The organism is Cryptosporangium aurantiacum (assembly GCF_900143005.1).
GTDB lineage: Bacteria > Actinomycetota > Actinomycetes > Mycobacteriales > Cryptosporangiaceae > Cryptosporangium > Cryptosporangium aurantiacum.
Genome location: NZ_FRCS01000019.1, coordinates 40,676 through 66,837 on the forward strand (window position 1 = coordinate 40,676; position 26,162 = coordinate 66,837).

The 26,162-nt window shown below is 72.1% G+C and carries 26 protein-coding genes; 15 read left to right on the forward strand and 11 right to left on the reverse strand.

Features of this window, described 5'->3' with window-relative positions:
• Positions 1–144: 144 nt before the first annotated feature.
• Complete coding sequence (locus BUB75_RS37480) at positions 145–822, forward strand: histidine phosphatase family protein (RefSeq protein ID WP_073264381.1); 678 nt, start codon at positions 145–147, stop codon at positions 820–822.
• On the opposite strand, the gene BUB75_RS37485 is transcribed toward BUB75_RS37480, so the two are convergent.
• Entirely contained in the window at positions 809–1,588 is a 780-nt protein-coding gene (locus tag BUB75_RS37485) for an endonuclease/exonuclease/phosphatase family protein (protein ID WP_073264383.1), read from the reverse strand. The two genes, BUB75_RS37480 and BUB75_RS37485, sit on opposite strands and share 14 nt — an antisense overlap.
• A gap of 36 nt (positions 1,589–1,624) precedes the next feature.
• Here BUB75_RS37485 and BUB75_RS37490 point away from each other — a divergent pair, with 36 nt between their 5' ends.
• On the forward strand, positions 1,625–2,530 hold the full coding sequence (locus BUB75_RS37490) for a 5,10-methylenetetrahydrofolate reductase (RefSeq protein ID WP_073264385.1): 906 nt from the start codon (positions 1,625–1,627) through the stop codon (positions 2,528–2,530).
• On the opposite strand, the gene BUB75_RS37495 is transcribed toward BUB75_RS37490, so the two are convergent.
• Together BUB75_RS37495 and BUB75_RS37500 are read right to left on the reverse strand one after the other, a co-directional pair.
• Complete coding sequence (locus BUB75_RS37495) at positions 2,463–3,887, reverse strand: alpha/beta hydrolase domain-containing protein (RefSeq protein ID WP_218618004.1); 1,425 nt, start codon at positions 3,885–3,887, stop codon at positions 2,463–2,465. The two genes, BUB75_RS37490 and BUB75_RS37495, sit on opposite strands and share 68 nt — an antisense overlap.
• Positions 3,888–3,923: 36 nt before the next feature.
• On the reverse strand, positions 3,924–4,520 hold the full coding sequence (locus tag BUB75_RS37500) for an SMI1/KNR4 family protein (protein ID WP_073264535.1): 597 nt from the start codon (positions 4,518–4,520) through the stop codon (positions 3,924–3,926).
• 104 nt (positions 4,521–4,624) lie between these two features.
• Here BUB75_RS37500 and BUB75_RS37505 point away from each other — a divergent pair, with 104 nt between their 5' ends.
• Genes BUB75_RS37505 through BUB75_RS37520 form a run of 4 tightly spaced genes read left to right on the forward strand, consistent with a single transcriptional unit; the run spans position 4,625 to position 8,179 of the window.
• Positions 4,625–5,533: an ABC transporter ATP-binding protein gene (locus tag BUB75_RS37505; RefSeq protein ID WP_073264389.1), complete on the forward strand. Its 909-nt coding sequence runs from the start codon at positions 4,625–4,627 to the stop codon at positions 5,531–5,533.
• The gene (locus BUB75_RS37510; RefSeq protein ID WP_073264391.1) at positions 5,530–6,285 is read left to right on the forward strand and encodes an ABC transporter permease; all 756 of its coding nucleotides are present in this window, start codon (positions 5,530–5,532) and stop codon (positions 6,283–6,285) included. Before BUB75_RS37505 ends, BUB75_RS37510 begins: the two co-directional genes overlap by 4 nt.
• 41 nt (positions 6,286–6,326) lie before the next feature.
• Positions 6,327–7,556 (forward strand): sensor histidine kinase, encoded by a 1,230-nt coding sequence (locus BUB75_RS37515; RefSeq protein ID WP_178380086.1) that lies wholly within the window; start codon positions 6,327–6,329, stop codon positions 7,554–7,556.
• Complete coding sequence (locus tag BUB75_RS37520) at positions 7,553–8,179, forward strand: response regulator (protein ID WP_073264537.1); 627 nt, start codon at positions 7,553–7,555, stop codon at positions 8,177–8,179. Before BUB75_RS37515 ends, BUB75_RS37520 begins: the two co-directional genes overlap by 4 nt.
• On the opposite strand, the gene BUB75_RS37525 is transcribed toward BUB75_RS37520, so the two are convergent.
• Positions 8,168–9,493, reverse strand: coding sequence for a hypothetical protein (locus BUB75_RS37525; RefSeq protein WP_073264393.1), 1,326 nt, complete (start codon positions 9,491–9,493; stop codon positions 8,168–8,170). The two genes, BUB75_RS37520 and BUB75_RS37525, sit on opposite strands and share 12 nt — an antisense overlap.
• Positions 9,494–9,604: 111 nt before the next feature.
• On the opposite strand from BUB75_RS37525, the gene BUB75_RS37530 reads away from it, so the two are divergent.
• Positions 9,605–9,967, forward strand: a complete 363-nt coding sequence (locus tag BUB75_RS37530; protein WP_073264541.1) for an MmcQ/YjbR family DNA-binding protein — start codon at positions 9,605–9,607, stop codon at positions 9,965–9,967.
• Between the two features lie 60 nt (positions 9,968–10,027).
• Here the strand turns inward: BUB75_RS37530 and BUB75_RS37535 are convergent, their stop codons facing one another.
• Both BUB75_RS37535 and BUB75_RS48305 read right to left on the reverse strand, forming a co-directional pair.
• On the reverse strand, positions 10,028–11,125 hold the full coding sequence (locus BUB75_RS37535) for a hypothetical protein (RefSeq protein ID WP_143175667.1): 1,098 nt from the start codon (positions 11,123–11,125) through the stop codon (positions 10,028–10,030).
• 264 nt (positions 11,126–11,389) lie between these two features.
• Complete coding sequence (locus BUB75_RS48305) at positions 11,390–11,518, reverse strand: hypothetical protein (RefSeq protein ID WP_281248433.1); 129 nt, start codon at positions 11,516–11,518, stop codon at positions 11,390–11,392.
• A gap of 180 nt (positions 11,519–11,698) precedes the next feature.
• Here BUB75_RS48305 and BUB75_RS37540 point away from each other — a divergent pair, with 180 nt between their 5' ends.
• Both BUB75_RS37540 and BUB75_RS37545 read left to right on the forward strand, forming a co-directional pair.
• A complete protein-coding gene (locus BUB75_RS37540) occupies positions 11,699–12,646 on the forward strand; it encodes a redoxin domain-containing protein (protein WP_073264397.1) in 948 nt (315 codons plus the stop codon).
• Positions 12,647–12,666: 20 nt separating this feature from the next.
• Positions 12,667–13,881, forward strand: coding sequence for a cytochrome P450 (locus tag BUB75_RS37545; RefSeq protein WP_073264399.1), 1,215 nt, complete (start codon positions 12,667–12,669; stop codon positions 13,879–13,881).
• Here BUB75_RS37545 and BUB75_RS37550 read toward each other — a convergent pair.
• Positions 13,878–14,366, reverse strand: a complete 489-nt coding sequence (locus tag BUB75_RS37550; protein WP_073264401.1) for a winged helix-turn-helix transcriptional regulator — start codon at positions 14,364–14,366, stop codon at positions 13,878–13,880. The genes BUB75_RS37545 and BUB75_RS37550 overlap by 4 nt on opposite strands.
• A 79-nt stretch (positions 14,367–14,445) precedes the next feature.
• On the opposite strand from BUB75_RS37550, the gene BUB75_RS37555 reads away from it, so the two are divergent.
• Positions 14,446–15,864: an MFS transporter gene (locus tag BUB75_RS37555; protein WP_218618006.1), complete on the forward strand. Its 1,419-nt coding sequence runs from the start codon at positions 14,446–14,448 to the stop codon at positions 15,862–15,864.
• Positions 15,865–15,928: 64 nt separating this feature from the next.
• Here the strand turns inward: BUB75_RS37555 and BUB75_RS37560 are convergent, their stop codons facing one another.
• A complete protein-coding gene (locus BUB75_RS37560) occupies positions 15,929–16,981 on the reverse strand; it encodes a MerR family transcriptional regulator (protein ID WP_073264403.1) in 1,053 nt (350 codons plus the stop codon).
• Between the two features lie 76 nt (positions 16,982–17,057).
• Between BUB75_RS37560 and BUB75_RS37565 the strand changes: the two genes are divergently transcribed.
• Both BUB75_RS37565 and BUB75_RS46755 read left to right on the forward strand, forming a co-directional pair.
• Positions 17,058–18,401, forward strand: a complete 1,344-nt coding sequence (locus BUB75_RS37565; RefSeq protein WP_073264404.1) for a metallophosphoesterase — start codon at positions 17,058–17,060, stop codon at positions 18,399–18,401.
• A gap of 44 nt (positions 18,402–18,445) precedes the next feature.
• Positions 18,446–18,877 (forward strand): hypothetical protein, encoded by a 432-nt coding sequence (locus BUB75_RS46755; RefSeq protein ID WP_178380088.1) that lies wholly within the window; start codon positions 18,446–18,448, stop codon positions 18,875–18,877.
• Here the strand turns inward: BUB75_RS46755 and BUB75_RS37575 are convergent.
• The gene (locus BUB75_RS37575) at positions 18,874–19,653 is read right to left on the reverse strand and encodes an EI24 domain-containing protein (RefSeq protein WP_084742196.1); all 780 of its coding nucleotides are present in this window, start codon (positions 19,651–19,653) and stop codon (positions 18,874–18,876) included. The two genes, BUB75_RS46755 and BUB75_RS37575, sit on opposite strands and share 4 nt — an antisense overlap.
• A 151-nt stretch (positions 19,654–19,804) precedes the next feature.
• Between BUB75_RS37575 and BUB75_RS37580 the strand changes: the two genes are divergently transcribed.
• The 3 genes from BUB75_RS37580 to BUB75_RS37590 all read left to right on the forward strand — a co-directional run bounded on the left by BUB75_RS37580 (position 19,805) and on the right by BUB75_RS37590 (position 23,840).
• Positions 19,805–21,073, forward strand: coding sequence for a hypothetical protein (locus tag BUB75_RS37580; protein WP_073264408.1), 1,269 nt, complete (start codon positions 19,805–19,807; stop codon positions 21,071–21,073).
• 1 nt (position 21,074) lies between these two features.
• Complete coding sequence (locus BUB75_RS37585; RefSeq protein WP_073264410.1) at positions 21,075–22,520, forward strand: SNIPE associated domain-containing protein; 1,446 nt, start codon at positions 21,075–21,077, stop codon at positions 22,518–22,520.
• Between the two features lie 114 nt (positions 22,521–22,634).
• The gene (locus BUB75_RS37590) at positions 22,635–23,840 is read left to right on the forward strand and encodes a PucR family transcriptional regulator (protein ID WP_073264412.1); all 1,206 of its coding nucleotides are present in this window, start codon (positions 22,635–22,637) and stop codon (positions 23,838–23,840) included.
• Here BUB75_RS37590 and BUB75_RS37595 read toward each other — a convergent pair.
• Positions 23,819–24,973, reverse strand: a complete 1,155-nt coding sequence (locus BUB75_RS37595) for a leucine-rich repeat domain-containing protein (protein WP_073264414.1) — start codon at positions 24,971–24,973, stop codon at positions 23,819–23,821. The two genes, BUB75_RS37590 and BUB75_RS37595, sit on opposite strands and share 22 nt — an antisense overlap.
• Before the next feature lie 40 nt (positions 24,974–25,013).
• On the reverse strand, positions 25,014–26,123 hold the full coding sequence (locus BUB75_RS37600) for a CinY protein (protein ID WP_073264416.1): 1,110 nt from the start codon (positions 26,121–26,123) through the stop codon (positions 25,014–25,016).
• Positions 26,124–26,162 lie beyond the last annotated feature (39 nt).

The window sequence follows — 26,162 nt, forward strand, 5'->3', positions numbered from 1 at the left end:
GCCACTCGACAGTTGTCCGTTCCGATCGGCCGGCCGGGCGCCCGGCTGAAGGTTTCTGCTCCGAGCTGCACCTGAGCAGCACTCCGCGCGCGGTTTGAGAGAATCGAGAGGTACGCCCCCTCACCACGCGGAGTTGACCCCGGCATGCGCCTGATCCTGATCCGCCACGGCCAGACTCCGTCGAACGTCGCCCACCTGCTCGACACCGCCGTCCCCGGACCCGGCCTGACCGAGCTGGGCCACGAGCAGGCCGCGGCGCTGCCTGCCGCGCTGGCGGACGAGGACATCGAGGCGCTGTACGTCTCCACGCTCGTGCGCACGCACCTGACCGCGGCCCCGCTGGCGGCAGCGCGCGGCCTGGAGCCGGTGGTCCGCGACGGCATCCGCGAGGTCGCGGCCGGTGACCTGGAGATGCTCGGCGACAACGAGTCGGTGCGGATCTATCTGACGACGGTGTTCGGCTGGTCGAAGGGCGAGCTCGACGTCCGGATGCCCGGCGGTGAGGACGGACACGAGACGATGGGCCGGTTCGACGCGGTGGTGGCCGAGGCGGCTGGCACCGACGCCGGCACGGTGGCAATGGTCAGCCACGGTGCGGCGATCCGGGCGTGGGTCGCGGCGCGCGCGGACAACGTCGAGGTCGACTGGGCGGCCGAGAACGCGCTGAGCAACACCGGCATCGTCGTCCTGGAGGGCTCCCCCACCGACGGCTGGAAGGCGCTGACCTGGGAGGGCAAGGCCGTCGAGCTGCCGGAGGACACCGGGACCGGCGCCGACAGCGGCCCGGCGGGCCGTCCGGTGCACGACCCTACGAGCCGGTAGTCACATCGAGGTCGGCCAGCACGCCGTAGTGGTCGCTGAGCCAGACGCCGTCCACCGGGCGGTCGCCGACCAGCTGGACACCCTCGATCCGCGCGTTCGCGACGAACACGTAGTCGATCCGCTGCCGGATGCCGGGCTGCCCGATCAGCCGCTCGATCTCGGCGGCGCCCAGCGGGTTGTCGACCGTCCAGGTGTGTCCGGGTCCGTCACCCGCGACCGCCCACGCATCCTGGTACCGCCCGGCGAGGTAGCGGATACTCGGGCTCTCCGGCTCCGCGTTGAAGTCCCCGGCGACGATCGTCGGCAGCGCGGTGCGGTGGCGGGCGTCGAGGTCGGCCACCTCCCGCACCTGACGCTCCCGATACGCCTCGGCGTCCGGCTTCCAGAACGTCGTCGGATGAAGCAGCAGCACCGGACCGAGGCCGGGAAGTCCGACGGACGCGGCGAGCGTGTACCAGTACAGGCCGTCCGCCGTGCGGCCCTCGACGACCTCCAGCACACGATGCGGCCAGCGGGTCGCGATCGCGCTGCCGCCGTACACGTCGGCGTCCGGTGGCAGCTGGTCGAGGACGGCCTCCTGGTGCGTGGTGCGCAGCCCGACGCCGTCGACCAGTTCGGCGAGCTGATCCCGCTCACCGGGGTAGCAGACCTCTTGGAACACCACGAGGTCCGGCGCCAGCCGGCGCAGTTCGGCGTTGATCCGCGCGGTCCGGCGCGGGTCACCGGCGTCGTGTTGGACGTTGATCGTCAGGACGCGTAGGCGCATGGGTCCGGTGTTACCCCTCACGGGTAGCGTGCAGCCATGGGGATAGCCGATGGGAGTGGCGAGATCCTGCTACTGGGGCTCACGCCTCCGCGGCGAAGCGTCTCGCCGGACGAGGCGGCGCGGATCGCCGACGTCACGCTGGGCCGGCTGGACGGGCTCGACCTCGACGGCCTGGTGCTCTACGACATCGACGACGAGAGCGACCGCAACCCCGAGCAGCGGCCGTTCCCCTACTTGCCGACGATGGACCCCGCGGTGTTCCACGCCGAGTACCTGTCCGCGTGGGAGCGGCCGGTCGTCGTCTACCGCTGCGTCGGCAAATACCCGGAGGCCGAGCTGACCGGCTGGCTCCGCACGGTCGACGCCGATCGGGTGCTGACCGTGTTCGTCGGCTCCTCGTCGTCGGTGAAGCCGGTGCAGACGCGCCTCACCCGGGCCCAGGAGCTGCGCGAGCAGTTGCGGCCGGACCTGCCGCTCGGCGCGGTCACGATTCCCGAGCGGTACTCGGCGCGCGGTGACGAGCACCTGCGGATGCTGACCAAGCAGGAGCGCGGCTGTTCGTTCTTCATCTCCCAGGTCGTCTACAACGTCGACGCGACGAAGAGCCTGGTCTCGGACTACTTCTACGCCTGCGACGAGCGGGGCGTGGCACCGCGCCCGGTGGTGTTCACGCTGTCGGTCTGCGGGTCGCCGAAGACGCTGGCGTTCCTGCAGTGGCTCGGGGTCGACGTCCCCCGCTGGCTGGTGAACTCGCTGCAGCGGACCCCGGACCCGCTGACCGAGTCCTACCGGCAGTGCCTGGCCAACGCCCGCGAGCTGATCGACTTCTGCCGGAACCTGGGGATCCCGTTCGGGTTCAACGTCGAGAGCGTCTCTATCCGGAAGGTGGAGATCGACGCGTCGGTGCTGCTGGCCAAGGAGATCCGGACGCTGCTGCGCTGAGCGCGGTGATCTCCTCGAGGTCCTCGGCGAGCAGGAAGCCCGCGTCCACGGCGGCGCGGGCCGCGGCCGCGAACCGGGTCAGGTACTCCGGCCGGCCGCCCGGGTAGCGCTCGGCGAGCCGGTCGGCGTCGAAGAACCGGGTCGAGCCGAACAGCATGGCGCCGCCGCCGCTCTCCTCCTGCCCGAGCCCGGACAGGACCGCGACCGGAACGTCCACCCAGGGCGTCCGGACGCCACCGCGGGCGATGCCGTCCTCGTCCAGGTCCAGCGGGCCCGGGTCGCTGGTGGCCAGCCGGGGGGCGCGCGCCGGCGGCTCGCCGCCGCGCACCCAGCGGTCGAGCGCCGCCACCGCCGCCTGCCCGACGTAGTGCTGCTGCGGGCCGCCGTTGACCGGCGCCGCGAACCGGACGCCGAACGGGTCGGCGGACGGCGTCAGCGAGCCAGCCAGCTCCTCGGCCGTGAGCGCGCCGGAGTCTCCGAACGCCGCCGCGATCGTGTACGTGTCGGCGTGCGCGGCGCCGGCCAGCTCCCAGAGCCGCACGCGGTCGTCGTCCGGCTGCCGGGAACCGATCGCCTGCAGCAGGCCGACGACGTCGGTCTCGGTCTGCAGGATCAGCACGGGCACCGGCACGTCCGCGCGGATCCGGACCGCACCGGCGCGGGTCCCGGCGTCCCAGCCGTCGAGACCCGCCGGATTGCCCGGACGCCCGTGGATCAGGAACCCGTCGTAGACCTGCGCCGACCGGGTGATCGCGTTGACGTACGTGACCAGGTACGCCGCCGACTGCGACGCGCCGACCGCGAGTAACCGCTGCGGATCGAGCCCGCAGCGGCGGACCGCCCGGCCGGCCTGGGTGAAGATGTCGAACGCGTAGGCGTCGCCCGGGTGGTCGAGCGCGCCGTACCGCTCGGGATCACTCTGGACGAGCGGCGGCAGGCCCGGCGCCCACCCGTTCGGGCCGTCGGCCGACACCCGCGCCGAGCCCTGCCCGTCGATGCCGCCGCGCTGCGCCGAGACGCCGACCCACGCGTGCCCGGCCCGGATCAGGTGGCGGTGGGTGGTCAGCCACTCGGCGGCGACGTCCGCTCCGGACGAGACGTTGAGCCACTCCACCATGACCGTGCCGCTGAACACCGCGGCGTCGACCGGCCGGTAGACGACCAGTCGCGTGCGGAACGGCGCGCGGGTGCTCTCGCGGACCGGCCAGTCGCCGTCGTCGGTGGCCGGTCCGGTGTGTTCGTAGGCGGTGGCCTCACCGGACAGGAAGTACTCGTCGGCGCGGTAGCCCACGGCGGCGAGGTCGAAGAACGTCGAGATCAGTCCGGTGCGGCCGGGAATCGGGCCGGTCAGCTCCACGGGACTTATCGTGCCGTTCCCGCGGGCCCCGTGGGGCTACTTCGGTGGGGCCGGTTCGAGAGGTTCGTCGTTGAGCGTGGTGGCGCCGGTGAGGTCCCACCACAGTGTCCCGTCGGGCCGCAGGAACGGTGACCACGCGCCGACCGTGCCTCCGGCGTCGAGGGCGTCCGCGACCGCGGTGAGGTAGGCGGTCAGCGACGGCCAGGCGTCGGCGAACGTGCCCGGGTTGTCGTGCGGCGCCCAGCCCAGCCGCGCCGGTTCCCGGCGGAGGTCGAAGACCTGCAGATCACCTTCGGCGTCGCCGAACGGTAACCAGCGCGGGTGCCACCACGGTTCGTTCTCCGGCCCGGCGGGGGTGAACCCGTCGACGTCCGGGGCGACGTCCATCCGCTCGCGGTAGCTCTCGACGATCCCGGCGACCGCCAGCGGACGCGCCTCGGGCAGCACGTTCGCCCATTCGGTGAGCCCGTCGTGCCTGCGTAGCGACTGTGTCAGCTCATTCGGGAAGGCCAGGCCCAACGCGGCTTCGGCGGCGGCGATCGCGTCCGGATCCGCTGGGGGCGCCAGCACCGCGGCGCTGGCCGGGGCGTGCGCCGCCATCCAGTCCTCGATCCGGGCCCAGGCGTCGGTCACGGTCACAAATCTTAAGGGTCCTCCGGATGGAGGACCCCGGGATCCATCGGCGGGCGGCCACCTGGTGCCTGCCCGCGACGCCGCGACCGGCCGAGGCTAGAGGCATGCCAGCCATCACTGCACGCGGACTACGGAAGAGCTACTCCGGTCGCACCGTCGTCGACGGGATCGACCTCGACGTCGAGGAGGGCGAGATCTTCGCCGTACTCGGCCCCAACGGCGCGGGAAAGACCACCACGGTCGAGATGCTGACCGGTGTCCGCCACCGGGACGGCGGTGAGATCAGCGTGCTGGGCCTGGACCCCGACCGCGACGGCGACCGGCTCTCCCACCTGGTCGGCGTGCAGCTGCAGGACTCCCAGCTGCCGGACAAGATGCGGGTCGGCGAGGCGATCGAGCTGTTCTCGTCGTTCTACCGCGACCCGGTCGACGGCGACGAGCTGCTCGAGCGTCTGCACCTCGCCGAGGCGCGCAAGCGGCCGTTCGCCGCGCTCTCCGGCGGCCAGAAGCAGCGGCTCGCGATCGCGCTGGCGCTGGTCGGGCGTCCGCGGGTGGCCGTACTCGACGAGCTGACCACCGGGCTGGACCCGAAGGCGCGGCGGGAGACCTGGGGGCTGATCTCCGGCCTGCGCGACTCCGGCGTCACGGTCGTGCTCGTCACGCACTTCATGGAGGAGGCCGAGTACCTCGCCGACCGGCTCGCGCTGATCGAGGCCGGCCGGATCGTCACGGTCGATACACCGGCCGGCTTGATCGCCGACCGGACCGCGGGACGGCAGGAGATCCGGTTCCGCCTCGACGGTGACGCCGACGCCGCAGCCGACGCGCTGCGCGCGCTGCCCGACGTCCACAGCGTCGCCGTGCAGGGCACCACGCTCGTGGTCACCGGCACCGGCGACGTCATCCTCGCCGTCACCGCCCACATCGCCCGCGCCGGGCTGACCGCCCGCGACCTGCGGGTCCACCAGGCCACCCTCGACGACGCCATGCTGACCACCGGGAGCGACGCGTGACCACCCTCGCAGCACACCCCCTGCGGACGCTGTTCCGCACCGAGATCCGCCTCTTCCTCCGCGAGCCGCTACTGCTGCTCTGGACCACCGGGCTGCCGATCGTCGCGTTCACCGTGCTCGCGGTGGTGCCCGGGACCAGCAGGCCCACCGACGTGCTGGGCGGCCTGAGCTACGCGCAGGTGTACCTGGGCATCATCGCGCTGATCGCGCTCGCGCTGCTGGCGACGATGAGCCTGCCGCAGGTGCTCGGCAGCTATCGGGAGCGCGGGATCCTGCGCCGCCTGTCGGTGACGCCGATGCGACCGTGGCGGCTGCTGGCCACCCAGATCGGCATCCACCTCGCCTGCGCGCTGGCCACGATGGTCGGGTTGCTGATCGTCGCCACGGCGACGTTCGACGACGGGTTCCCCGGCAACGTCCTGGGCTGGCTGGTCACCTACCTGCTGGCGGCCGCGGCGCTCCTCGGCCTCGCGGCGCTGGTCGCGGCGCTGGCGCCGTCGGCGAAGATCGCGAACGCGATCACCAGCATCCTGTTCTTCCCGCTGATGTTCTTCGCCGGCCTGTGGCTGCCGCAGCAGCAGATGCCCGACCTGCTGCGGACGATCTCCGAGTACACGCCGCTCGGCGCCGCCGGTCAGGCGCTGACCGCGAGCATCGACGGTCACTTCCCGCCGGTTACGCCGCTCGTCGTACTGGCCGCCTACGCCGTTGTGTTCGTGGGACTGGCGGTACGCACGTTCCGCTGGGAGTGAGCAGGCGTTCAGAATGGGATCGACCGGGGATGGAGGCGGCAGTGAACGAATCGTGGACGAACCCGATGAGCAGGCAGGGGCTCCGGTGGATGCCGCTGGTGCTGCTGGCCGCCGCCTCCCTGGTCTCGATCGTCGACACCGAGCTCACCGGCTCCAGCCCGCGGCGGCTCGCGCTGACCCTCGCCGTCGCCGCGGTCGCCGCCGTCTGGGCCCTGGTCGCCCACCCCTACGGGCGGCTGCGCGGCAACCCGATCGTGTACCTCTCGGTTCGCGTCGTCCTCACGGCGATCCTCGTCGGGCTGAACCCGTGGTTCGGCATCTACACGTGGTACGGCTACATCGAGACGCCGGAGTTCGTTCCGAAGCGCCTGATGTATCCGAGCATCGGAGCGTTCGCGCTGATCGCGGCCGCCAGCTACATCGGTGGTTATCCGACGACGCCCGTGCTGTTCGTGGTCTGGCTGGTGCTGGGCGCCGGCGGCTTCCTGCTCGTGCGGCTGATCACCGTCGCCGCGCTGAAAGCGAGCGAGAAGGAGCTGGAGCGGGAGCGGATGCTCGAGGAGCTGACCGTCGCCAACCGCCGCCTGGAGGAAGCGCTGACCGAGAACCGCGGGCTGCAGTCGCAGCTGATCATCCAGGCCCGCGAGGCCGGTGTGCTGGACGAGCGGGCCCGGCTGGCCGGCGAGATCCACGACACGCTCGCCCAGGCCCTCACCGGGATCATCCGCCAGCTGGAGGCCGCCGACCGCAGCGGCGAACTGACCGGCGGTGAGCGTCCGCACGTCGACCAGGTCGCCGAACTCGCCCGCGAGGGCCTCGCCGAGGCCCGCCGCTCGCTGGGCGCGCTGCGCCCCGGCCAGCTGGAGGGTTCGACGCTGCCGGACGCGATCGCCGACGTCGCGGGCCGCGCCGGGCTTCCGGTGGACGTGGACGTGACCGGTGCGGTGCGTCCACTGCCCACCGACCACGAGGTGGTCCTGCTGCGGGTGGTCCAGGAAGCGCTGACCAACGTGGGTAAACATGCCGGGGCCTCCCGCGTCGGCGTGACGCTCACCTACTTCGAGGACGCCGTGATCGTGGACGTCCGGGACGACGGCGTGGGCTTCCGGCCGGAGGTCGTCGGTGCCCGGACGGACGGCACCGGCGTGGGGCTGGAAGCGATGCGCGACCGGCTGGCCCGAGTCGAGGGTTCGCTGGTCGTGGAGAGCGCGCCGGGCGAGGGCACCGCGCTGGTGGCCACCGTGCCGTGCCCGGCAGTGGTGGCCGCGTGATCCGGCTGCTGCTCGTCGACGACCACCCGGTGGTGCGCGACGGCCTTCGCGCGATGTTCGACACGATCGAGGACATCACGGTGGTCGGCGAAGCCTCGGACGGTGATCAGGCCGTGGCGCGTGCGGTCGCCGAGTCCCCCGACGTCGTCGTGATGGACCTGCGGATGCCCGGCACGGGCGGGGTCGAGGCCATCCGGGAACTGCGCCGCCGCGGCGTCGCCGCGCGGGTCCTGGTGCTGACGACGTTCGACGCGGACGCCGACCTGCTGGACGCGGTGGCCGCGGGCGCCACCGGATACCTGCTGAAGGACGCGCCGGGTGAGGAGCTCGTCCGGGCGGTGCGCAGCGCGCACCGCGGTGAGGCCGTGCTGTCCCCCGCGGTCGCGAGCCGGTTGATGACCCGTGCCGCCGCACCCGCCGTCGCGGCGCCGACGCTCAGCAAACGGGAGCTGGAGGTGCTGCGGCTGGTCGCCGGTGGCGCGACGAACCGCGAGGCGGCCCGGACGCTCTTCATCTCGGAGACGACCGTGAAGACGCACCTGCTGCACCTGTTCGACAAGCTCGGCGTCCGCGACCGGGCGGCAGCCGTCGACGCCGCCCACCGCGCGGGCCTACTCGAATAGGTCCCAGCAGGCGTCGCGGGCCGCGGTGAGTTGCGGCGCGTCGAGGCCGTCGAACAGCCAGGCGTACTGCTCCACCGGCGGCGGCACCGGGGCGTCACGGATGCCCGAGACCGCCTCGGCGACCATCGGCGCGCCGCGGACCACCACCAGGCCGGTCTCGAAGCACAGCAGCAGCGCGGCGTCGATCGTGTTCTCCGCGTGCTCGCGGACGTCCGCGGCGTACAGATAGCCGTCGTCGTCGGGCACCAGGGTCAGCCCGGACGGACGGCCCCGCCGCCCCGAGGCCAAGAGGTTCGAGATCATCGTCAGGCAGACGTGGCGCAGGAGCGTCAGCTGCTCCGGCGTGAGCCGGCCGAGCACCGGCGCGAACCGGTCCGCGAGCGTCGTCAGATCACCCCGGGCGCCGCGGCGGCCGGGCCCGGCATGGAGCAGCCCGCTGAGGGTGTGGGCCGCGGTGGCCAGCGCGATGACCGCCTCGTATCCGGGGACGAGCGGTTCCGGTACCAGGAATTCGGCCAGCTCACGCGCGGCCTCACGTCCGCTCGGCACCGGGCGGCGGTCGGGTGTCTCGTCCGGCTCGACCGGAGTAGTCGGCGGTCGGGCCTCCGGCTGCCAGACGACGCTCACGTACCAGGCCTGCAGTCCGGAGTGGTAGAGCCGGACGCGGCCCCCGGCGCCGTCCCGCCACAGCGTGTACCGCGCGATCTCGCCCGGGCCGCTGTTCACCGTGGCGAGCCGCGGGACCTCGCCGAACGTACAACCGTAGGCGCGGAGCTGCGCGAGGTAGCCGGTGAACGGCTCGGACCGGCGCCACGTCGCGTGCTCGGCGTCGCCACCGGGCGTCCGTTCGGCGCGGACCAGCGTGGCGTCGGGCGGCACCGGGAACCCGTCGGGGAAGCCGGGCGGCAGGCCGCGGTGGTCGAGTTCGATCAGCGGCTCGGTGCCGACGAACAGCTGGGCGTTCGGGTCGTTCTCGAAGGGCTCGGCCGGTCGCCGCCTGGGTTCGAGCCGCCCGTCGACACCGGCGCGCGCCAGGTGGTCCTGCACGATCCGGACGATCAGCGCGGAGTAGCGGATCTCGTCCTTCATGTCGATACGCAGGACGGAGACGCCGTCCTCGTCGAGGACCGCGCACCAGTTCGGCAGCGACCAGTCCGGCTCGTCGGGGTGCGGGATCCGGCTGATCTCCTCCGCCGCGCTCTGTAGCGCGGTGCGCGCGGCGGCCGGGTCACTCGCGTCGTACACCGCCAGCGCGACGGCGGACGAGTGGTCGGCCACATAGGAGACCAGTGCCGGGTCGTCAACGGACGCCATCCCGCGATCCTGCCAGCAACCGACCCCGAGGCGCGGGGTTACGGTGGGGCCGTGGGCGATGATCGGAGCCGGCCCGCCCGGGTCGAGGACGTGCATGAGCTGGCGCTGGCCATGCCGCACGTCACGGTCGTACCCGGCAGCTCGGGTAACCCCGTCTACCAGGTCGGCGGCAAGTCGTTCGTCTTCTTCCGCACGCGCCGACCCGACGCCGTCGACCCTGCGACGGGCGAGCGGTACCCGGACGTGATCATGTTCTGGGTGGAGTCCGAGGGCGACAAGCACGCGCTGGTCCAGGATGAGACGACGCCGTTCTTCACCACACCGCACTTCGACGGGCACCCGTCGGTCCTGGTGCGGGCCGCCAGGCTCGGTGAGCTGACCTACGAGGAACTGGCGGAGGTGGTCCAGGACGCGTGGCTGTCCCGCGCCTCGGCGCGCCGCGCCACCGCCTGGCTGCGCGCCCAGGGCGCCTGACCCCGCGGGCTCGGCGGCGCCGCCCCTTCCGTGGTTCCGTGGCGGCACCGCCGCCCGGGGTTACTTCGGGGCCACCGCGAACGTGTTCACGTCCCGGCCGATGACCTCGGCCTTCCCGTCCTCGACCACCTGCAACGTCGCACCGGATGAGCGCCGGATCCCGCCGGGCGCGACCGTGAGCGGTCCGGTCAGCTCGAGCACGCGCCGATCGCCGAGGTCGGCACCGTCCTGAGCCTTGCGGTCGGTTTCCTTCCACGCGTTCCCGCCGCGCTCGTACACGGTCGCCGCGGTCGAGTGCGTCGGGGTCTCCGGCTGCTCGGCGAGCTCCGGCCGGCACGGGATCGGCCCGGGGACGTACGCGACGAACAGCTTCCCCTCCGCGTCGAACCACAGCCCGGCGACGAACAGCGCCGCGGTCGAGGGCGGCGGCGTCAACGTCACGGTCCCCCGCGACCGCAGATTGACCACGACGACGCTGTCGGTCGCCGGGCAGGTCGTGCCGGCCTTGTCGAGCGTGTACGCCAGCTGGGCGCCGTCCGGGCTCACGGTGCCGTTGATCGGCACGCTCGTCGACTTCTCCTCGAACGCCACCGTCGCCTTGCGGTCGCTGCCGACCCGATAGACGGTCTTGGGTGAATCGATCGAACGGGCGGCGACGAAGTAGATCGCGTCACCCTTCGGCGCCCCGGCGAGCAGACCCAGATAGGTCGGCCCGCCGGACAGGTCGAACCCCGCCGGTAAGCCATCCGACTCGAATGCTTGCGGTTCGCCGCCCGCGCGCGGATAGGTATCCGGACCGCCGAGCGAGCCCTCGCCGACCAGGTCGGCACCGAGGAACGCCTGCGAGCCGCAGAACACCGTGCATTCCCAGTGCCGGACGGGGTTGCCGGTGACCGCCGCCCGGTAGATCCGGCTCTCGCTGAGGTCGGGCTTGCCGGCCACCCAGGTCAGCTCCGATCCGTCACCGGACCACTGCAGCGCCTCCGCGCGCCAGCCGGCCGGGAGTGCCGCGACCCGGGTGACCTTCCCGTCGGCGGCGCGCACCGAGACCGCCGCCCCGTCGGCCAGCGCGATCCGCGGCGTCGTCGGGGGCTTCGCGTCGGGCTCCGGGTCGGACCCGCCGCACGCTCCGGCTGCGAGCAGCAGCACCACAACCACAACGGCTCGACTCCACGCCACTCCGACCTCCGGAACCACCGACACCCGTGGTGGTCCATTGTGGCCCGCACCGGCGCCCCGGGGTGCCCGAACTCGCCCGCTGCCGCGCTTCCGGCCCGTGTCGAACGCGGATCGGTCCAGCCAGGGCTGGACCGATCCGCGTTTCATCCGGAGCGGCCGGTCGGCACCGGGCAGGCGTCAAGCACGCGACGGGGCCCGGAGTGCGGTGTGCACTCCGGGCCCCGTTATCTATTGCCCTACGACTCAGTAACCGTAGTCCCAGCAGTAGTCGCGCTTCTTGTGGTGACGCCGACGGCGACGCGGCTTGTAGCAGTCGTCGTAGTCGTAGTCGCGCTTGTAACCACAGTCGTAGTCGTAGTCGTAGCCGCTCATGTCGTCCAGCCTCCTGAGGCTTTGTCGTCCGGGGCCGTTCCCCGTGTGCCACTAGATTCGCCCGGATCGCCGCGGAGTTCGATCGGCCGGGGAACGGCCACACCGTTCCGTTGCGAACACTCGCGGTGACCGGTCGGTGGCGATTGCCCCGGTGCGGGTTTGGCCCGAGCATGAGTCACCATGGCCGACCGTCAGCACCTGCCCTCGTTCAGCGGCGCCACCGCGTGGCTCAACTCCGAACCGCTCGACCCCGACGGGCTGCGCGGCCACGTCGTCCTGGTGAACTTCTGGACGCTGACGTGCATCAACTGGCTCCGGCAGGAGCCGTACGTCCGCGCCTGGGCGCAGGCCTACCGCGACGACGGGCTGGTCGTCGTCGGCGTCCACACGCCGGAGTTCTCGTTCGAGCACGACGTCGATCGGATCCGCCTGGCGATCGCGGAGCGGGCGATCGACTACCCGGTCGCGGTCGACAGCGACTACGGGGTCTGGCGCGCGTTCGACAACCACTACTGGCCGGCCCTCTACGTCGCCGACACCGACGGTGTGCTCCGCGACCACCACTTCGGCGAGGGACGCTACGCGCAATCGGAACGGGTGCTCCAGCGGCTGCTCGGCGTCACGCGCGACCACGTCCACGTCGAGGGCCGAGGCGTCGAGGCGGAAGCCGACTGGAACCACCTGCGGACACCCGAGACCTACCTCGGCTACACCCGCGGCGAGCACTTCGCGTCACCCGGCGGTCCGGCGTTCGCCCGGCGCCGCACGTACACGCTGCCCGAGCACCTGCCGCTCAACCACTGGGCGCTCTCCGGCGAGTGGACGATCGGGCCGGAGAGCGCCGTCCTGCACGAATCGGGCGGCACCCTCGCCTACCGGTTCCACGCCCGCGACGCGCACCTCGTGCTCTGCGGTGAGACGCCCGAGCCGATCGGGTTCCGCGTGCTGCTCGACGGTGCGGCGCCCGGTGCGGCGCACGGCGACGATGTGGACGAGGAAGGTCACGGCGTGCTCCGGGACGGCCGCCTCTACCAGCTCGTCCGGGAACACGACGCGGTGCGCGACCGGACGCTGGAGATCACGTTCGATCGTCCCGGCGCCGGGGCCTACGTGTTCACGTTCGGCTGATTCTCCCGGACACTGGTCGGATGCCGGAGATCGTGCAGAGTCTCGAAGCGCACCAACTGCTGAACGAACTGACCACGACGGCGGGCCGGGAGGATCCCTACTCTCGGTACGCACGGCTCCGGGAGATCTCCCCGATCGTGCGGGCGCCCGACGGCGCGCTGGTGGTGACCACCTACGCCGACTGCGGCACCGTGCTGCGCGACGCACGGTTCCGAAAGCTGCCGCCGGACCTGCTCGCGTTCGTCGGCGTCGCTACCTGGCGTGACCATCCGGCGCTGCGGCAGCTGTTCACCAGCATGCTGATGCTCGACCCGCCGGACCACACCCGGCTGCGCCGGCTGGTCAGCTCCGCGTTCACGCCACGACGGGTGGAGGCCCTGCGTCCGGCGATCGAGCGCATGGTCGACGAGTTGCTCGCCGACCTCGACGGCGAGCACGACTTCGTCGCGTCGTTCGCCTTCCCGCTGCCGGTGAACGTCATCGGCGAGCTGCTCGGCGTACCGGCCGCCGACCGGCCCCGGTTCCAGTTGCTGGTGCGCGACTGGACGCAGATCCTCGAGGTCCTCACGCCAGAGGTCCTGAGCCGCGCCGACCCGGCCGCCGCCACGATCCGCGACTACCTCGCCGACCTCCTCGACGAGCGCCGGCGCCACCCGGCCGACGACCTGCTCAGCGCGCTGGTCCAGGCCCAGGCCGCCGACGACCGGCTCACCGACGACGAGGTGGTGGCCAACGCCGCCCTGCTGTTCGCGGCCGGGTTCGAGACGACCACGAACCTCCTCGCCAACGGTCTCGCCGCGCTCCTGGAGCACCCGGACCAGGCCCGGCTCCTCGCCGAGCGCCCGGACCTGGCCCGCTCGGGCGTCGAGGAGCTGCTGCGGTTCGACAGCCCGGTCCAGCTCAGCCCCCGGATCGTGGCCGAGCCGATCGAGCTCGCCGGGGTGACCGTCGCGCCGGGTGAGCGGGTCGTGGCCTACCTCGGGGCGGGCAACCACGACCCGGCGCGGTTCGCGCAGCCGGATCAGCTGCAGCTGGACCGCGCGGACAACGCGCCGCTGTCGTTCGGTGGCGGCATCCACTACTGCCTGGGCGCTCCGCTGGCCCGCCTGGAGGCCCAGATCGCGCTGCCCGCACTACTTCGCCGGTTCCCGAAGCTGGCGCCGGCCGGTCCCGCCCGGCGCCGGGAGAGCCTGAGCCTGAAGGGCTTCACCACCCTCCCGGTACTCGCGGCCTAACGCCCGCCGATGAGGACGTCGTGGGCGATCGCGTCCCGCTCGGCGGCCTGTAGTGCGGCGTCCCGTCGCTCGGCGTCCGCCCGCACGTCGTAGGCCGCGCGAGCGGTCGCGATCTCCGTCTGGTGCGCTTCGGTCCAGGTCACCAGCGCCTGGATCGTCGCGTGCAGCGTCGTGCCGAGCGGCGTCAGCGCGTAGTCGACGCGGGGCGGCACGCTCGGGTACACGCTCCGGCTGACCAGCCCGTCGCGCTCGAGATGACGCAACGTCCGGGCGAGCATGCGCTGGCTGATCCCGTCGATCTCCCGCCGCAGTTCGGTGAAGCGCAACGTGCGCTGATCCAGCAGCGCGATGACGAGCAGCGACCACTTGTCGGCGATCCGGTCGAGGATCTGCCGGACCTCGCAGCCCTCCCGCGGATCCCATTGAGCGACGTTGTCGTCGGTAATCGCGCAGTAACCAGGGGACTGCGAAGTTCCGTCTTCCATGCCTACCGAGGCTGCCTCACGATTCGGTCGGTTACAAGAAGGAACCGACTAACGGTTGAGAACCGTGAAGGAGTCGACTGTGGCTACATCGAGCGACCGGATCAACGGCCGGTCGTGGGGTGTGTTGTCCGTCCTGTGCGGCGCGATCTTTCTGGAGGGCATCGACGTCGCGATGCTCAACGTCGCGTTGCCATCCATCCGCGACGACCTGGGCCTGTCGACCGGGGCACTCAGCGGCCTGGTGAGCGCCTACGTCCTCGGGTACGGCGGGTTCATGCTGCTCGGCGGGCGCGCCGCCGACCTCCTGGGCCGGCGCCGGATGTTCCTCGGGTGGATGGTGGTCTTCCTGGTGTTCTCCGGCCTGGGCGGCCTCGCCACCGAGGGCTGGATGCTGCTGGTGGCGCGCTTCCTCACCGGCGTCGCCGCCGCCTTCCTCGCACCGGCCGGGTTGGCGCTGATCACCGGCTTGTTCCCGGAGGGTCCGCAGCGCACCAAGGCGCTGGGGTTCTACGCCGGGACGGGCGCGGGCGGGTACTCCCTCGGATTGGTCGCCGGTGGGGTGCTGGCGTCGGCCGGCTGGCGCTGGGTGTTCTTCGCGCCGGTGATCATGGCCGCGGTCATCCTGGTGGCGGCACTCGTGCTGCTGCGGGACACCGAGGAGCGAACCGCCCGCACCGGATCCTTCGACATCGCGGGGGCACTGACGATCACTGGTGCGATGCTGCTGCTCGCCTACGCCGTCGTCCGGCTCGAGCACGGCGCCGACGGCCTGCCGACGACGCTGAGCGTGGCCGCCGCCGGGCTGGTGCTCCTCGCGCTCTTCGTCGCCATCGAACGGCGCGCGATCGACCCGCTGGTGCGGCTCGCGGTCCTCCGGTCGGCGGCGCTGGCGCGCACCAACGTCGCCGCGCTGCTGTTCCTCGGCGCGTTCGCCGGGTTCCAGTTCCTCGTCACGCTGTACCTGCAGGAAATCCGCGGCTGGAGCCCGCTGCAGACCGGGCTGGCGATGCTGGTGGTCGGCCTCGACACGGTGCTCGCGCCGACGCTGACCCCGTGGCTGGTCGGCCGGTTCGGCAACGCCCGCGTGCTGTTCGTGGGCCTCGGCACGGCCGGGCTGTCATATCTGCTCTTCCTGCCGGTGGCGCCGGACTGGACCTACGCGGCGATGCTGCCGAGCTTCGTGCTGCTCGGGCTCGCGTTCGCGCTGGTCTACGGGCCGCTCACGATGGCAGCGACCGCGGAACTCGACGAGCGCGAGCACGGGCTGGCCGGTGGGCTGCTCTACACCGCGATCCAGTTCGGTACGGCGCTCGGGATCTCGGGGGCGACCGCGGTCACGGTGGCCGCCGGTGGGGTCGGGACGACGCTGGACGGGATCCGCGCCGGGCTGGTGCTGCCGGTGGCCGCCGCGCTGCTCGCCGTGGTCGTCATGGCGTTCGGTCTGCGCGACCGCGCCGGCACACCACCGACACCCGAACCGGTGTCGGTGGGCGTCTGACGGCGGGCACTACCGCCGGGCGGATGACGTTCGGGAGACTTCTCCCGAACGTCATCCACGCGCTCTACCCGGCGTCGACCACGTCCGCCACGACGCAGACGACGTTGTCCGGCGCACCGGCCGCGCGAACGAGCCCGACCAGCCGCTCCACGGCCCGCGCCGGATCGTCCCCGGCGGTCAGCACGGCCGTGATTTCCGCCTGCGCGACGACCGCCCACAAGCCGTCCGAGCACAGCAGGTACCGGTCACCCGGCACCGCCGTCCGCAGCGCCAGGTCCGCCTCGACCGGAGGCTCACCGGCCCCCAGCGCCCGCACGAGCAGCGCCCGGTCCGGATGCGCACCCGCCTCCGCCGGGCTCAGCGCGCCCCGGTCCACCTGCGACTGCACCCACGTGTGGTCGGCCGTCAGGCGGAACAGCTCGCCGCCACGCACCAGGTAAGCCCGGGTATCGCCGATGTGCAGCAGCGCCAGCTGTGTCCCCGACCGCAGCAGCGCGGTCAGCGTCGTCGCCGGCCGGGCGTCACCGGTGGCCGCTGCCCGGACCGCCCGATCCGCCTCGGCCACCGCACCGGCCAGCATCGTCAGCAGTTCAGCCGCCGGTGCGTCGGTCAGCTCGAGCGTGGTGACAGCGTCGATCGCGGCGGCGCTTGCCGCCGCCCCGCCGGGCCCGCGGACCCCGTCGGCCACGGCCAGCAGCCGATCGCCCGCGTGGACGGCGTCCTCAGTGGTGTCGCGCGCTCCGGCGTCAGCAGCCGTCGCGTAGTTGAAGGTCACAGACATGGTTGCCCTTCCCGAGAGGTGCTCGACGAGCAGGGCTGCCACCCGGGCCCGGGCCGCGTTCTCGACCGTGACCCGCTGCCAGTACTCGGCGATCGCCTCGGCCGCAGCCGGGGCGTCCAACGCGCAGATCGTCCGGATCGTCGCCAGCGGCACGCCCACCCGACGCAGCTCGGCGATCAGCCGCGCGGTCTCCAGCTGCGCCGGGTCGTAGTACCGGTAACCCGACTCCGGATCGACCGCGGCGGGCGTCAGCAGCCCGCACTCGTCGTAGTGGCGCAGCGCCTTGGGCGTCAGCCCGGCGGCCCGGGCGAAGGCTCCGATTGTGATCAGCCGCACGGTGGCATCCTCCTCGCACCGGCCACGGTGACCGGCACGCCCCACGCTGCGGCTTCCCCGAAGGGCAAGGTCAAGCATGGTTCTTCCGGAACCCGTCCCCGGCACGAAACTCCGGATCCTGGCCACCACCGACCTCGGCGCCGCGTTCGTCCCGGTCCCGACCAGCGTGGGTCCGGCAGGCACCTGCGACGGCGTCGCGGCGCTGCTGGCCGCCGAACGTGCCCGGCTGCCGACCGTCTGGCTGGACGCGGGCGACCTCGCGGTCGGGCCGGTGCAGGCCCTGCTGGGCCGTCGGCCGTGGGCCGAACTCGGTGCGCTGCCGCTGTCCGCGGCCGCGGCCGGCAACCACGAGTTCGACGACGGGGTCGAGGCCCTGCGGTCGGCCGCGGGCCTCCTGGGATTTCCGTTGCTCTGCGCGGACGTTGACGTCGGCCTGCCCGGCGCGGCCCTGATTCATACGGACGCCGGGCCGCTCGGCGTCGTCGGCCTGACCCACCCGGCGACCCACCGCTTCGCCCCGGCACCACCACCGGTGACCGACCGGGCAGCCCGCGTCCGGGATCATGCCGCGCGGCTGCGGGCCGAGGGCGCCGAGCGCGTCGTCGTCCTGCTGCACGACGGCGCCGACTGGTGGCCTTCCGGCACCGCGTCGACCAGCGCCAGGACCACCCGGCTCGCCCGGACGACGGCGCCCTGGGCCTCGGACGTCGATCTGATCCTGGGTGGCCATACGCCGGGCGGCTGGACCGGCACGCTGTCCGGCACGCCCGCCGGACACGCGCCGATCTTCGCGTCCACCGTGCTGGTCGTCGACGTGCCGGACGTCCCCCGGAAGGTTGTTCTCCGCGGGGTGCACCCGGTGCCGGCCGTCCGGCCGGACCGCAACCCGGCCGTCGAGACACTCGACGCCGCCGACGACGACGTTGTCGGCGAGAGCCGACACACCTGGCTGTCTCGCACCGGAGCACCGCACTACCTGCCCGACCTGATCGCCGCCGGGTTCCGCGCGGCCACCGGCGCGGACGCCGGGCTGGTCCTGGCCAGCCAGCACACCACGCAGGGTGCGGTGGACGGCACGGTGGCGGCGCTACCCGCCGGGCCGGTCACGACGCTGGACCTCTACCGGCTGTTCGGTACGCCCGACGACCGGCTCGCGGTACTTCGGCTGCGGCGGGGCGAGCTGCCGCGCCTGCGGCGCGCGCTGGCCGACATCGCCGACCCGCGCTCGGTGCACGCGGACGACGTCTGGTGGAACTGGTGCCGGATGCCGAACGCAATCGACGCTGATTCAGACGACGCCCGGACGGTCGCGGTGCTGCCGAACGTGGTCGACCGGATCGGCGACGTGCTGGGCCGGGACGTCGAGAGCGAACTGGCCGATGTAGGCGCTCGCCGGTCGCTACTGGACGTCCTGCGGTAGACGCGTACGCTCTCGACCGGCGGGGCCCGCCGAAAGGAGTGCTTGTGCGCTCACTCGCAGTGGCGATGTACGTGGTGTGCGTCGGTGCACTGCTGCTCGTCGCCGCCCTCTTCCTGCCCCGGTCACGCTCCGTCGACTTCCTGTCGGGTCAGCAGTCCGACCGGCCGGACGGCGTGGAGGGCGGGCTGCTGGTCCTCGCGGCGGTCGTGGCCGTGGCGCTCGCGGTGCTGGGGTCGGTCCGGTCGCGGCCGTGGCTCGTGGTGGCCGCTGCGGTGCCGGGTCTGGTCGTCGCGGGGCTCTGGCTCTGGTACGTCTTCGACCTGCGGAACGGCAACCGGGACATCCAGTCGTGCACCGACGCGTTCGCCTGCACGGACCTGCTGATCGTCCGCCCGGCGGCCGGCGCGTACCTGATGGTCGCCGGCGGTCTGGTGATCGCGCTCGGCGGCGCCCTCGCGTTACGGAGCCGCCGCTAGATCCGCTCCCCGTGGACGTAGCGGGTGAGCAGCGTGCCGCCGGCGATCGCGGCGGGGATCACCAGGATGTTCGCGAACGGAACCAGCGAGAGCGCCGCGACCGGGATACCGAACCCGAGCGCCAGCGCCCGGTGCTGCCGGAGCACCTTCCGGCGTTCCCGCAGGAACGTGCCGCGCCGGTTGAACGGGATGCCGGTGAGGTCGACGCTCAGCAGCCAGCCGCCGATGAGCAGCCCGACGATCGGTGCGAGCAGCTGGCCGGCGAACGGCACGAAGCCGAGCAGCAGCACCGGGATCGACAGCACGAGCTGGGTGCCGATCACCCGGACCGAGTCCATGGCGTTGCGCGGCAGCGTGCGGTACCAGGGCAGGTCAGGGTAGTTACTCGCGCCGAGGCGGTGCTCGATCTGCTCCGAGATCTTCTCGTAGAACGGGTCGCCGATGATCAGCGTCAGCGACGTGTAGGTGACGACCGCGAGCCAGATCGCGCCGACCGCGATCGCGGCCTGGGCGAGGAGCCGGGCCGCGTTCCGCGCGTCGGTCGACCACTCCTCGGCGAACCAGTTCGTGGTCCATGCGCCGAGGTCACCGAGGAACACGACCAGCACGACGAACGCCGCCAGCAGGATCAGGAACGCGATGACGGCCGGGATCAGGCCGAGCAGGAGCTGCCCCGGGTACTTCGCGTACATGCCGAAGCCGCGTCCGAGCAGCTTGAGGCCCAGGAGGAACTCGGAGCCGGTGGACGTACGGACCGGCGGTGTCACGGCGCTCACGCGCGGCAGCCTAGCGTCCGGATCGGCCGTACCGCCCCACCAGGCGAAATCGTCGGGGGGTGAGGTTAATGTGCTTCCGGGGACCTGAGCGGTTGTTGCTGCTCAGGAACCGACCACTACTGGGGTCGGCGGGGGGAAATGGGGGCAGATCGTGGCACGACGTCGTGGCTTTTTTGCTGAGCTCAACCATCAGGCGCAGTTAGCCGAACGGCGCCGCCAGCAGCAGGCGCGGGCGCTCGCCCGGCAGCAGGTGGCCGCGTTCCGCGAGGCCGAACGGGCGCAGCGGGCGGCGGAGCGTGCTCGTGCCGCGGCCGTCCGCGCCGACGCGGCGGCCCGCCGGGAGGCCGAGCGGGAGTCCGCGCGGCTGTACGCGGAGGCGGTCAACGCCGTCGTCGCGGCCAAGAACGCCGAACTGGCCGACACGTACGCCCAGATCGACTCGTTGCTCGCAGCGACGCTCGACGTCGACGACTACGTCGACCTGGAGCGCTTGCGCATCACCCGGGTGGACCATCCGCCGTTCGAGCCTGGTGACCTCGCCACTCCGCTGGCGCCCCCGCCGCCGCCCGTCTACCCGCCGCAGCCCGAGTGGTGGGAGCCCAAACCGCCGGGCGTGCTGGGCGGGCGCCGCCGGTACGAGGAGGCGCTGGCGCAGGCCAGGGCGCAGTACGAGCGCGCGTGTTTCGAGGTGCGCCAGCAGGCCGAACAGGCTCACGCCGAGTACCAGGGACGGTACGCCGCGTACCAGCGGGCCGAGCAGCAGCGCCTGGCGGCGCTGGGTGACCTCCGGCGGCGGTACGAGACCGACTGCCGGCGGCGCGAACTGGAAGCGTCCGATCACAACGCGGACCTCGACCGGCTGATCAACGACCTGGCGTTCGACGTCGAGGCCGCGATCGACGAGTACGTGCGGATCGTGCTCTCGAACTCCGTGTATCCGGACTGCTTCCCGATCAGCCACGAGCACCAGTTCGACCTGGAGAGCCGCGAGCTGACGCTGACCGTCGAGGTGCCTTCTCCGGACAGCATGCCGACGGCGAAGGAGTACCGCTACGTCAAGGCGCGCGACGAGGTCGCGCCGACCGCGCTGCCGGTGCGCGAGCAGAAGGAGCGGTACGCGTCCGCGGTCTGGCAGGTCGCGATCCGCTCGCTGCACGAGGTGTTCGAGGCCGACCGCGCCGGCCGAATCCGGTCGATCGCGCTGCGGGTGACCACCGCGAGCAACGACCCGGCGACCGGCCGGACCGTCTCCGTGCCGCTGGTGGTCGTCGGAGCCGACCGTTCGACGTTCTCGACGTTCGACCTCGCCAACGTCGTCCCGGCCGCAACGCTCGAGCATCTCGGCGCGGCGGTGTCCCGCAACCCGTTCGACCTGTCCCCCGCCGACAGCGGCCGGGGCGTCCGCAGCCGGAGCCGCTGAGATGCGTTTTAATCCCCCGCCCGGTTGGCCGACGCCCCCGCCGGGCTGGACTCCGCCGAACGGGTGGCAGCCCGATCCGTCCTGGCCGACGCCGCCGCCCGGGTGGCAGCTCTGGGTTCCCGAGGCACCCACCGCACCGCCGCCCAGCGGCACCGCTCCGGTGCCTCGTCCCCGCGTCGACCAGCCCGAGCGACGGCCGGAGTGGCGGCCGGAGCCGCAGGCGGAGCGGCGGCCGGAGCCGGAGTGGCGGCTGGACCCGCGGCCCGAGCCGGCCGCCCGGCCGGCGGAAACGACCGGAGGGCGGCACGCGGCTCCGGACAGCCCGGCGGACGACCGGGCGGCGCTGCTGGCCAGGATCACGGAGCTCGACCAGCAGCTCGCCACGGCCCGCGCGGGCGGGGGCGCCGTCGAGCTGGACGACCAGTTGGTCCTCCAGGAAGTCGGCATCTACCGCTACCACCATCCGCTGGAGGACGCCCCGGCCTACAAGGCGCGGCTGCGCGACCTCAACGACCGCGTCAAGGAGTTCGTCAAGCAGGGCGACGCGGTGCTCGCGGCCGACCTGTTCACGTTCGACGGCAGCCTCGCCAAAGGCCGCAAGATGGTCAAGGACCTGTCCCGGCTGATGCTGCGCGCCTACAACGCCGAAGCGGAGAACTGCGTCCGGTCGCTCCGCTCGGGCAACGTCACCACCGCCGTGCGCCGCTTGACGACGGCCGTCGACGCCATCGAGAAGCTCGGCGTCATCATGGAGATGCGGATCAACCCCGAGTATCACGCTCTGCGGATCGAGGAGCTCGAACTCACCGCGGACCACCAGATGAAGGTCCAGGAGGAGCGCGAGCGCGCCCGGGAGGAACGCGAAGCGCTGCGCGAGCAGAAGCGCGTCGAGCAGGAGCTGGCAGCGGAACGCGAGCGGCTGGAGAAGGAGCGGCAGCACTACCGGTCCGCGCTCGCGGCGCTGCAGGCCAAGGGTGACACGGAGGCCGCCGCGAACCTCGCCGAACGGCTCACCCAGATCGACGCGGCGATCGAGCAGAACGACTACCGCGCCGCCAATATCCGGGCTGGCTACGTCTACGTCATCTCGAACGTCGGCGCTTTCGGTCCCTCGGTGGTCAAGATCGGGATGACCCGCCGCGTCGAGCCCTACGACCGCGTCCGGGAACTCGGCGACGCGTCGGTGCCGTTCCCGTTCGACGTGCACATCCTCTTCTTCTCCGACGACGCGGTCTCGCTGGAGAACGAGCTGCACAAGGCGTTCGCGCACCGGCGGCTGAACCTGGTCAACGAGCGTCGGGAGTTCTTCTTCGCCTCCCCCGCGGAGGTCCAGGAGGTGTTCGCGGAGAAGGTCGGCGGGCTGCTGGAGTTCCGGGAACAGCCCGAAGCCGATCAGTACTTCCAGAGCCGGGGCCAGTGGCCGCCGGTGACCACCGGGCCGCGATAGCAGCCAACCGTCTACATTGCCAGGGAGTGTCGGGAGAGTTACATTTGGTAGCCCGGCTTCCGATTCGCACATGCCGTGTCGGTTGGTTCGCGGGTCGGTAGGAGGTGATCGGTAGTGGTCGCCGCCGAAGCCCCCGACCGGACGGTGGTCACCGTCGCAGCGCGGTCGCTCCGCGCCCGGCTGCCCGAACTCACCGACCGCCTGGTCGGCGAGTTCGCCGTCCGCGAGGAACTCGTCCTGGCCGACGAGGTCCGCAAGGCCCTCTGCCGGCTGTGTACCGACGGCCTCCGGGCCGCGATCGCGATCCTCGAACATCCCGACGGCGACCGGGCCGACCTGCGGTTAGCCGCCGAGACCGGCACGCTCTGGGCCGCCCGCGGCCTTCCGCTGGACTCGCTGCTGCGCCTCTACCGGCTGGCCGGCCGGCTGCTCTGGGAGAACCTGCTGCAAGCCGCCGGCCCGGCCGGGGCGAGCACGCTCGTCCACCAGGCCGGGGCCGTCCTGCGCGGGATCGACCAGGAGTCCACCGCCGCTGCGGCCGCGTACCGGCAGGCCGAGCGTCGTCTGCTCCCCCGCGGCCAGCTGCGCGTCGCCGCGGCGATCGACGCGCTACTGAGCGCCCGCCCGCCCGACGCCGCCGAGCTGGAGACCGCCGCCGACCTGCTCGACCTACCGGCGGCCGGACCGTACGTGGTCGCGGTGCAGCGTCCGGGCGCGCAGCGTTCGCTGGTCGCCGGGCACGGCCGCACCGGCCACCGCGGCATGCGATTCTGCTGGCGCCGGGGCCGGGACGCCGACCGCGTGCTGGTCCTGCTCGGCCGCGCCGGTCCGGACGAGCTCGAAGAGGTACTGCGCCCGCTGACGCTGCACCACGTCGGCATCGGCCTCCCGGTCGAGGGCCTGGCCGAGGTTCCGAAGAGTCACCGCTACGCGGAGCTGGCCGTGCGCAGCTGCCGGGCCGACGGTCCGGAGATCGCCCGGTTCGACCGCAGGCTCCCGCAGGCGCTGGTGCTGGCCCAGCCGGAGCTGGCCGAGGACCTCGTGCACGAGGTGCTGGGAGCGGTGCTGGTGCTGCCGGTCCGCTACCGGGAGGCGCTGCTGGACACGTTGGAGGCCTGGTTGGGCTGCGACGGGTCGGCGGTGGCGGCGTCGCGGGCGCTCTACTGCCACCGGAACACCGTCCTCTACCGGCTACGCCGGCTGCAGGAGCTGACCGGCAGGTCGCTGAGCAAGCCCAGCGACCTGGTGGATCTCACGCTCGCGCTGCACGCGTTCCGGGCCCAGCCGCCGAGCGCGAGTCACTCGTCGTCATCGATGTGATACGCCGTGTGAATTCGGATGATATCGGTGCCTTCGACGTTGAACTCAGTCACCGACGTCGGAAGGTCCCTCCTCCGCGGCGGGTTGGTGAAGGCGTTCTCGCCGATGTACAGCGTGGTCAAGCCGGGAATCTCCGCGAGGCTGTCGGGCAGCGCGGTCAGCCGGTTGCGGTGGGCGTTGAGCATCCGGAGCGCGCGGAGGTTCCCGATCGTGTCGGGTAAGGCGGTCAGTCGGTTTCCTTGGAGATACAGCTCCGTCAGCGCGTCCAGCGAGCCGATCGCGTCGGGCAGCGTGCTGAGTTCGTTGTGGGCGAGTCCGAGGACGGTCAGGCGGCTCAGGTTGCCGATCTCCGCAGGCAGCTCGGTGAGCCCGCAGCTGGGCAGGTAGAGGTGCGTGAGGCCGCTCAGTGCCGCGAGCCCGGTGAGGTCGGCCAGGGGGTTGCCGTCCAGCCCGAGTGACTGGAGAGCGGGCAGCTTCGCCAGCACCGGGGGCACCGACGTGAACCGGTTTTCCGGAAGCGTGAGTCTCTTCAGGGCGATCAGCCCCGCCATCGTGTCGGGCAATGCGCCGAGCAGGTTCTGACCGGCGTAGAGCTCCTGGAGTGCGGTCAGGTCGCCGATCCGTTCCGGAAGCGCCTCGAGGCGGTTCTCGGCCAGGCCGAACTCGGTCAGTGCGGTCAGCTCGCCGACGGTCTCGGGCAGTGCGGTGAGCCGGTTGTCGCTCAGGTAGAGCGCGGTGAGACCGGTGAGGCGGCCAATCGTCTCCGGCACGGCGGTCAGCAGATTGCCGTTGAGGCCCAGAGCGGTCAGCGAGGTCAGATCACCGAATCGGTCGGGCAGTGACGTCAGCTGATTACGGGCCAGATGGAGCGTTTCGAGTGCCGCGAGGTCGCCGAAGCTGGAGGGCAGGGTGGCCAGCCGGTTGTCATCCAGGTCCAGCGTCCGCAGCCGGGTGAGCGCACCGATGTTCTCGGGCAGCGCCGACAGCTGGTTGTCGCACAGCTCCAGCTCGGTGAGCTCGGTGAGGCCGAAGAGGCTGTCCGGGAGCTCGCGCAGACCGAGGTTCGACAGGTCGAGCCAGGTGCGGCCCTCCGCTTCGGCTGCGGCGATGCGCTCTTCTGCGCTCGAGGCCATCTGGAGGACTCCATTCGCGACGGATCGATCGCGGTGGAGACTATCGGCCGCCGTCAGGGTCCCGCGCCACGGCCTCGCGCCGACGACGCGTCAGCACGATGCCCACGGCGAACACTGCGCCGGTGGCGAGCACGATGAGGACGACGGCCCAGGTTCGGGACGGTTCATCGCAGTCGCGCACCGGATCGTCGTCGGTGAGCGCGCAGATCATGCGCGCACCCTGGTCGACCCCGTACCGCGCGGTCAGACCGCTCCGGAAGTCGCGCCACTGGCGGCGGCTCTCGGCGATCGCCCCGGCCACCGCGGCCGCGAAGTTGTTCCGCACTTGGCCGCGTGACGTCCCCGGCTCGGTGGCCCGGCCGTCGACCGGGTCGATCAGACCGCGATCCTTGTTGAGCGCGGCATGGGTGACCCGCGACTGGCACGCGCCGGCGCCGGGCACCCGGTCCTGCACCACGTAGCAGCCCGTAGTGAAGTTCGCGGGTGGCCTCACCGCCGTCTCGCCGAGCAGGTCGAGCAGCGGGCTCGGTCCGGGCCTGTGCAGTCCAGGCGGGTTGTCGTCGCCGTGGGGCCGGGCAGCGTCGGCCTGGTCGGTCCAGTTGCTGTGCGCGTAGAAGTCCTGCACCCCGTGCAGCACCCGCCCGAACGCCTCGAGCGTCGTGCACTTGGCGCGGCTTTCCGTGCGTTCTCTCGGGCTGCACTCCGGGCTGACCGTCACCTCATCCGGGATCACTTCGCCCTGGTCGTCAAGGAGATCCTCCGCGCTGTCCAGTCCTTCCCGGAAACGCGCGCGCAGGTGCTCGACGCAGTCCGTCAACGCGGCGACGGCCACCTCGCGGGTACGCGGATAACTGCCGCCGAGGTAGTCGGCGTTGTCGCAATGCGCCGCGGGGTCGGTCATCTCGTCGCTGTCGGGCGCCCCGACAGCGCCGAACTCGCGGTCATGACCGGCCAAGTAGTTCATCGTCGCCGGCTCGAAGCACGCCGACTCACCATTCGTACAGGCGAGGGCCGCACGCGTGAGGCGTTCGTGCTCACGGTGCTGACCACCGCTGTCGATCGTGCCGAACGCGGCGGCCGGCGCCGGCCGCGGCACGATCCCTGCCACGAGAAGCAGGGACAGCACGACCGCGCGTTGCCATCGTCGCATCGCCCAGCCCTCCCGCCTGGCGACTCCCAGGTCGAGCCT

Bases quoted from the DNA above. Each gene is read 5' to 3' on its own strand.
- BUB75_RS37490 (WP_073264385.1), top strand. From the start codon at position 1,625: ATGGGGATAGCCGATGGGAGTGGCGAGATCCTGCTACTGGGGCTCACG.
- BUB75_RS37540 (WP_073264397.1), top strand. From the start codon at position 11,699: ATGGCCGACCGTCAGCACCTGCCCTCGTTCAGCGGCGCCACCGCGTGG.
- BUB75_RS37600 (WP_073264416.1), bottom strand. From the start codon at position 26,123: ATGCGACGATGGCAACGCGCGGTCGTGCTGTCCCTGCTTCTCGTGGCA.
- BUB75_RS37485 (WP_073264383.1), bottom strand. From the start codon at position 1,588: ATGCGCCTACGCGTCCTGACGATCAACGTCCAACACGACGCCGGTGAC.
- BUB75_RS37565 (WP_073264404.1), top strand. From the start codon at position 17,058: ATGGTTCTTCCGGAACCCGTCCCCGGCACGAAACTCCGGATCCTGGCC.
- BUB75_RS37595 (WP_073264414.1), bottom strand. From the start codon at position 24,973: ATGGCCTCGAGCGCAGAAGAGCGCATCGCCGCAGCCGAAGCGGAGGGC.
- BUB75_RS37545 (WP_073264399.1), top strand. From the start codon at position 12,667: ATGCCGGAGATCGTGCAGAGTCTCGAAGCGCACCAACTGCTGAACGAA.
- BUB75_RS37480 (WP_073264381.1), top strand. From the start codon at position 145: ATGCGCCTGATCCTGATCCGCCACGGCCAGACTCCGTCGAACGTCGCC.
- BUB75_RS48305 (WP_281248433.1), bottom strand. From the start codon at position 11,518: ATGAGCGGCTACGACTACGACTACGACTGTGGTTACAAGCGCGACTAC.
- BUB75_RS37530 (WP_073264541.1), top strand. From the start codon at position 9,605: ATGCCGCACGTCACGGTCGTACCCGGCAGCTCGGGTAACCCCGTCTAC.
- BUB75_RS37585 (WP_073264410.1), top strand. From the start codon at position 21,075: ATGCGTTTTAATCCCCCGCCCGGTTGGCCGACGCCCCCGCCGGGCTGG.
- BUB75_RS37550 (WP_073264401.1), bottom strand. From the start codon at position 14,366: ATGGAAGACGGAACTTCGCAGTCCCCTGGTTACTGCGCGATTACCGAC.
- BUB75_RS37525 (WP_073264393.1), bottom strand. From the start codon at position 9,493: ATGGCGTCCGTTGACGACCCGGCACTGGTCTCCTATGTGGCCGACCAC.
- BUB75_RS37505 (WP_073264389.1), top strand. From the start codon at position 4,625: ATGCCAGCCATCACTGCACGCGGACTACGGAAGAGCTACTCCGGTCGC.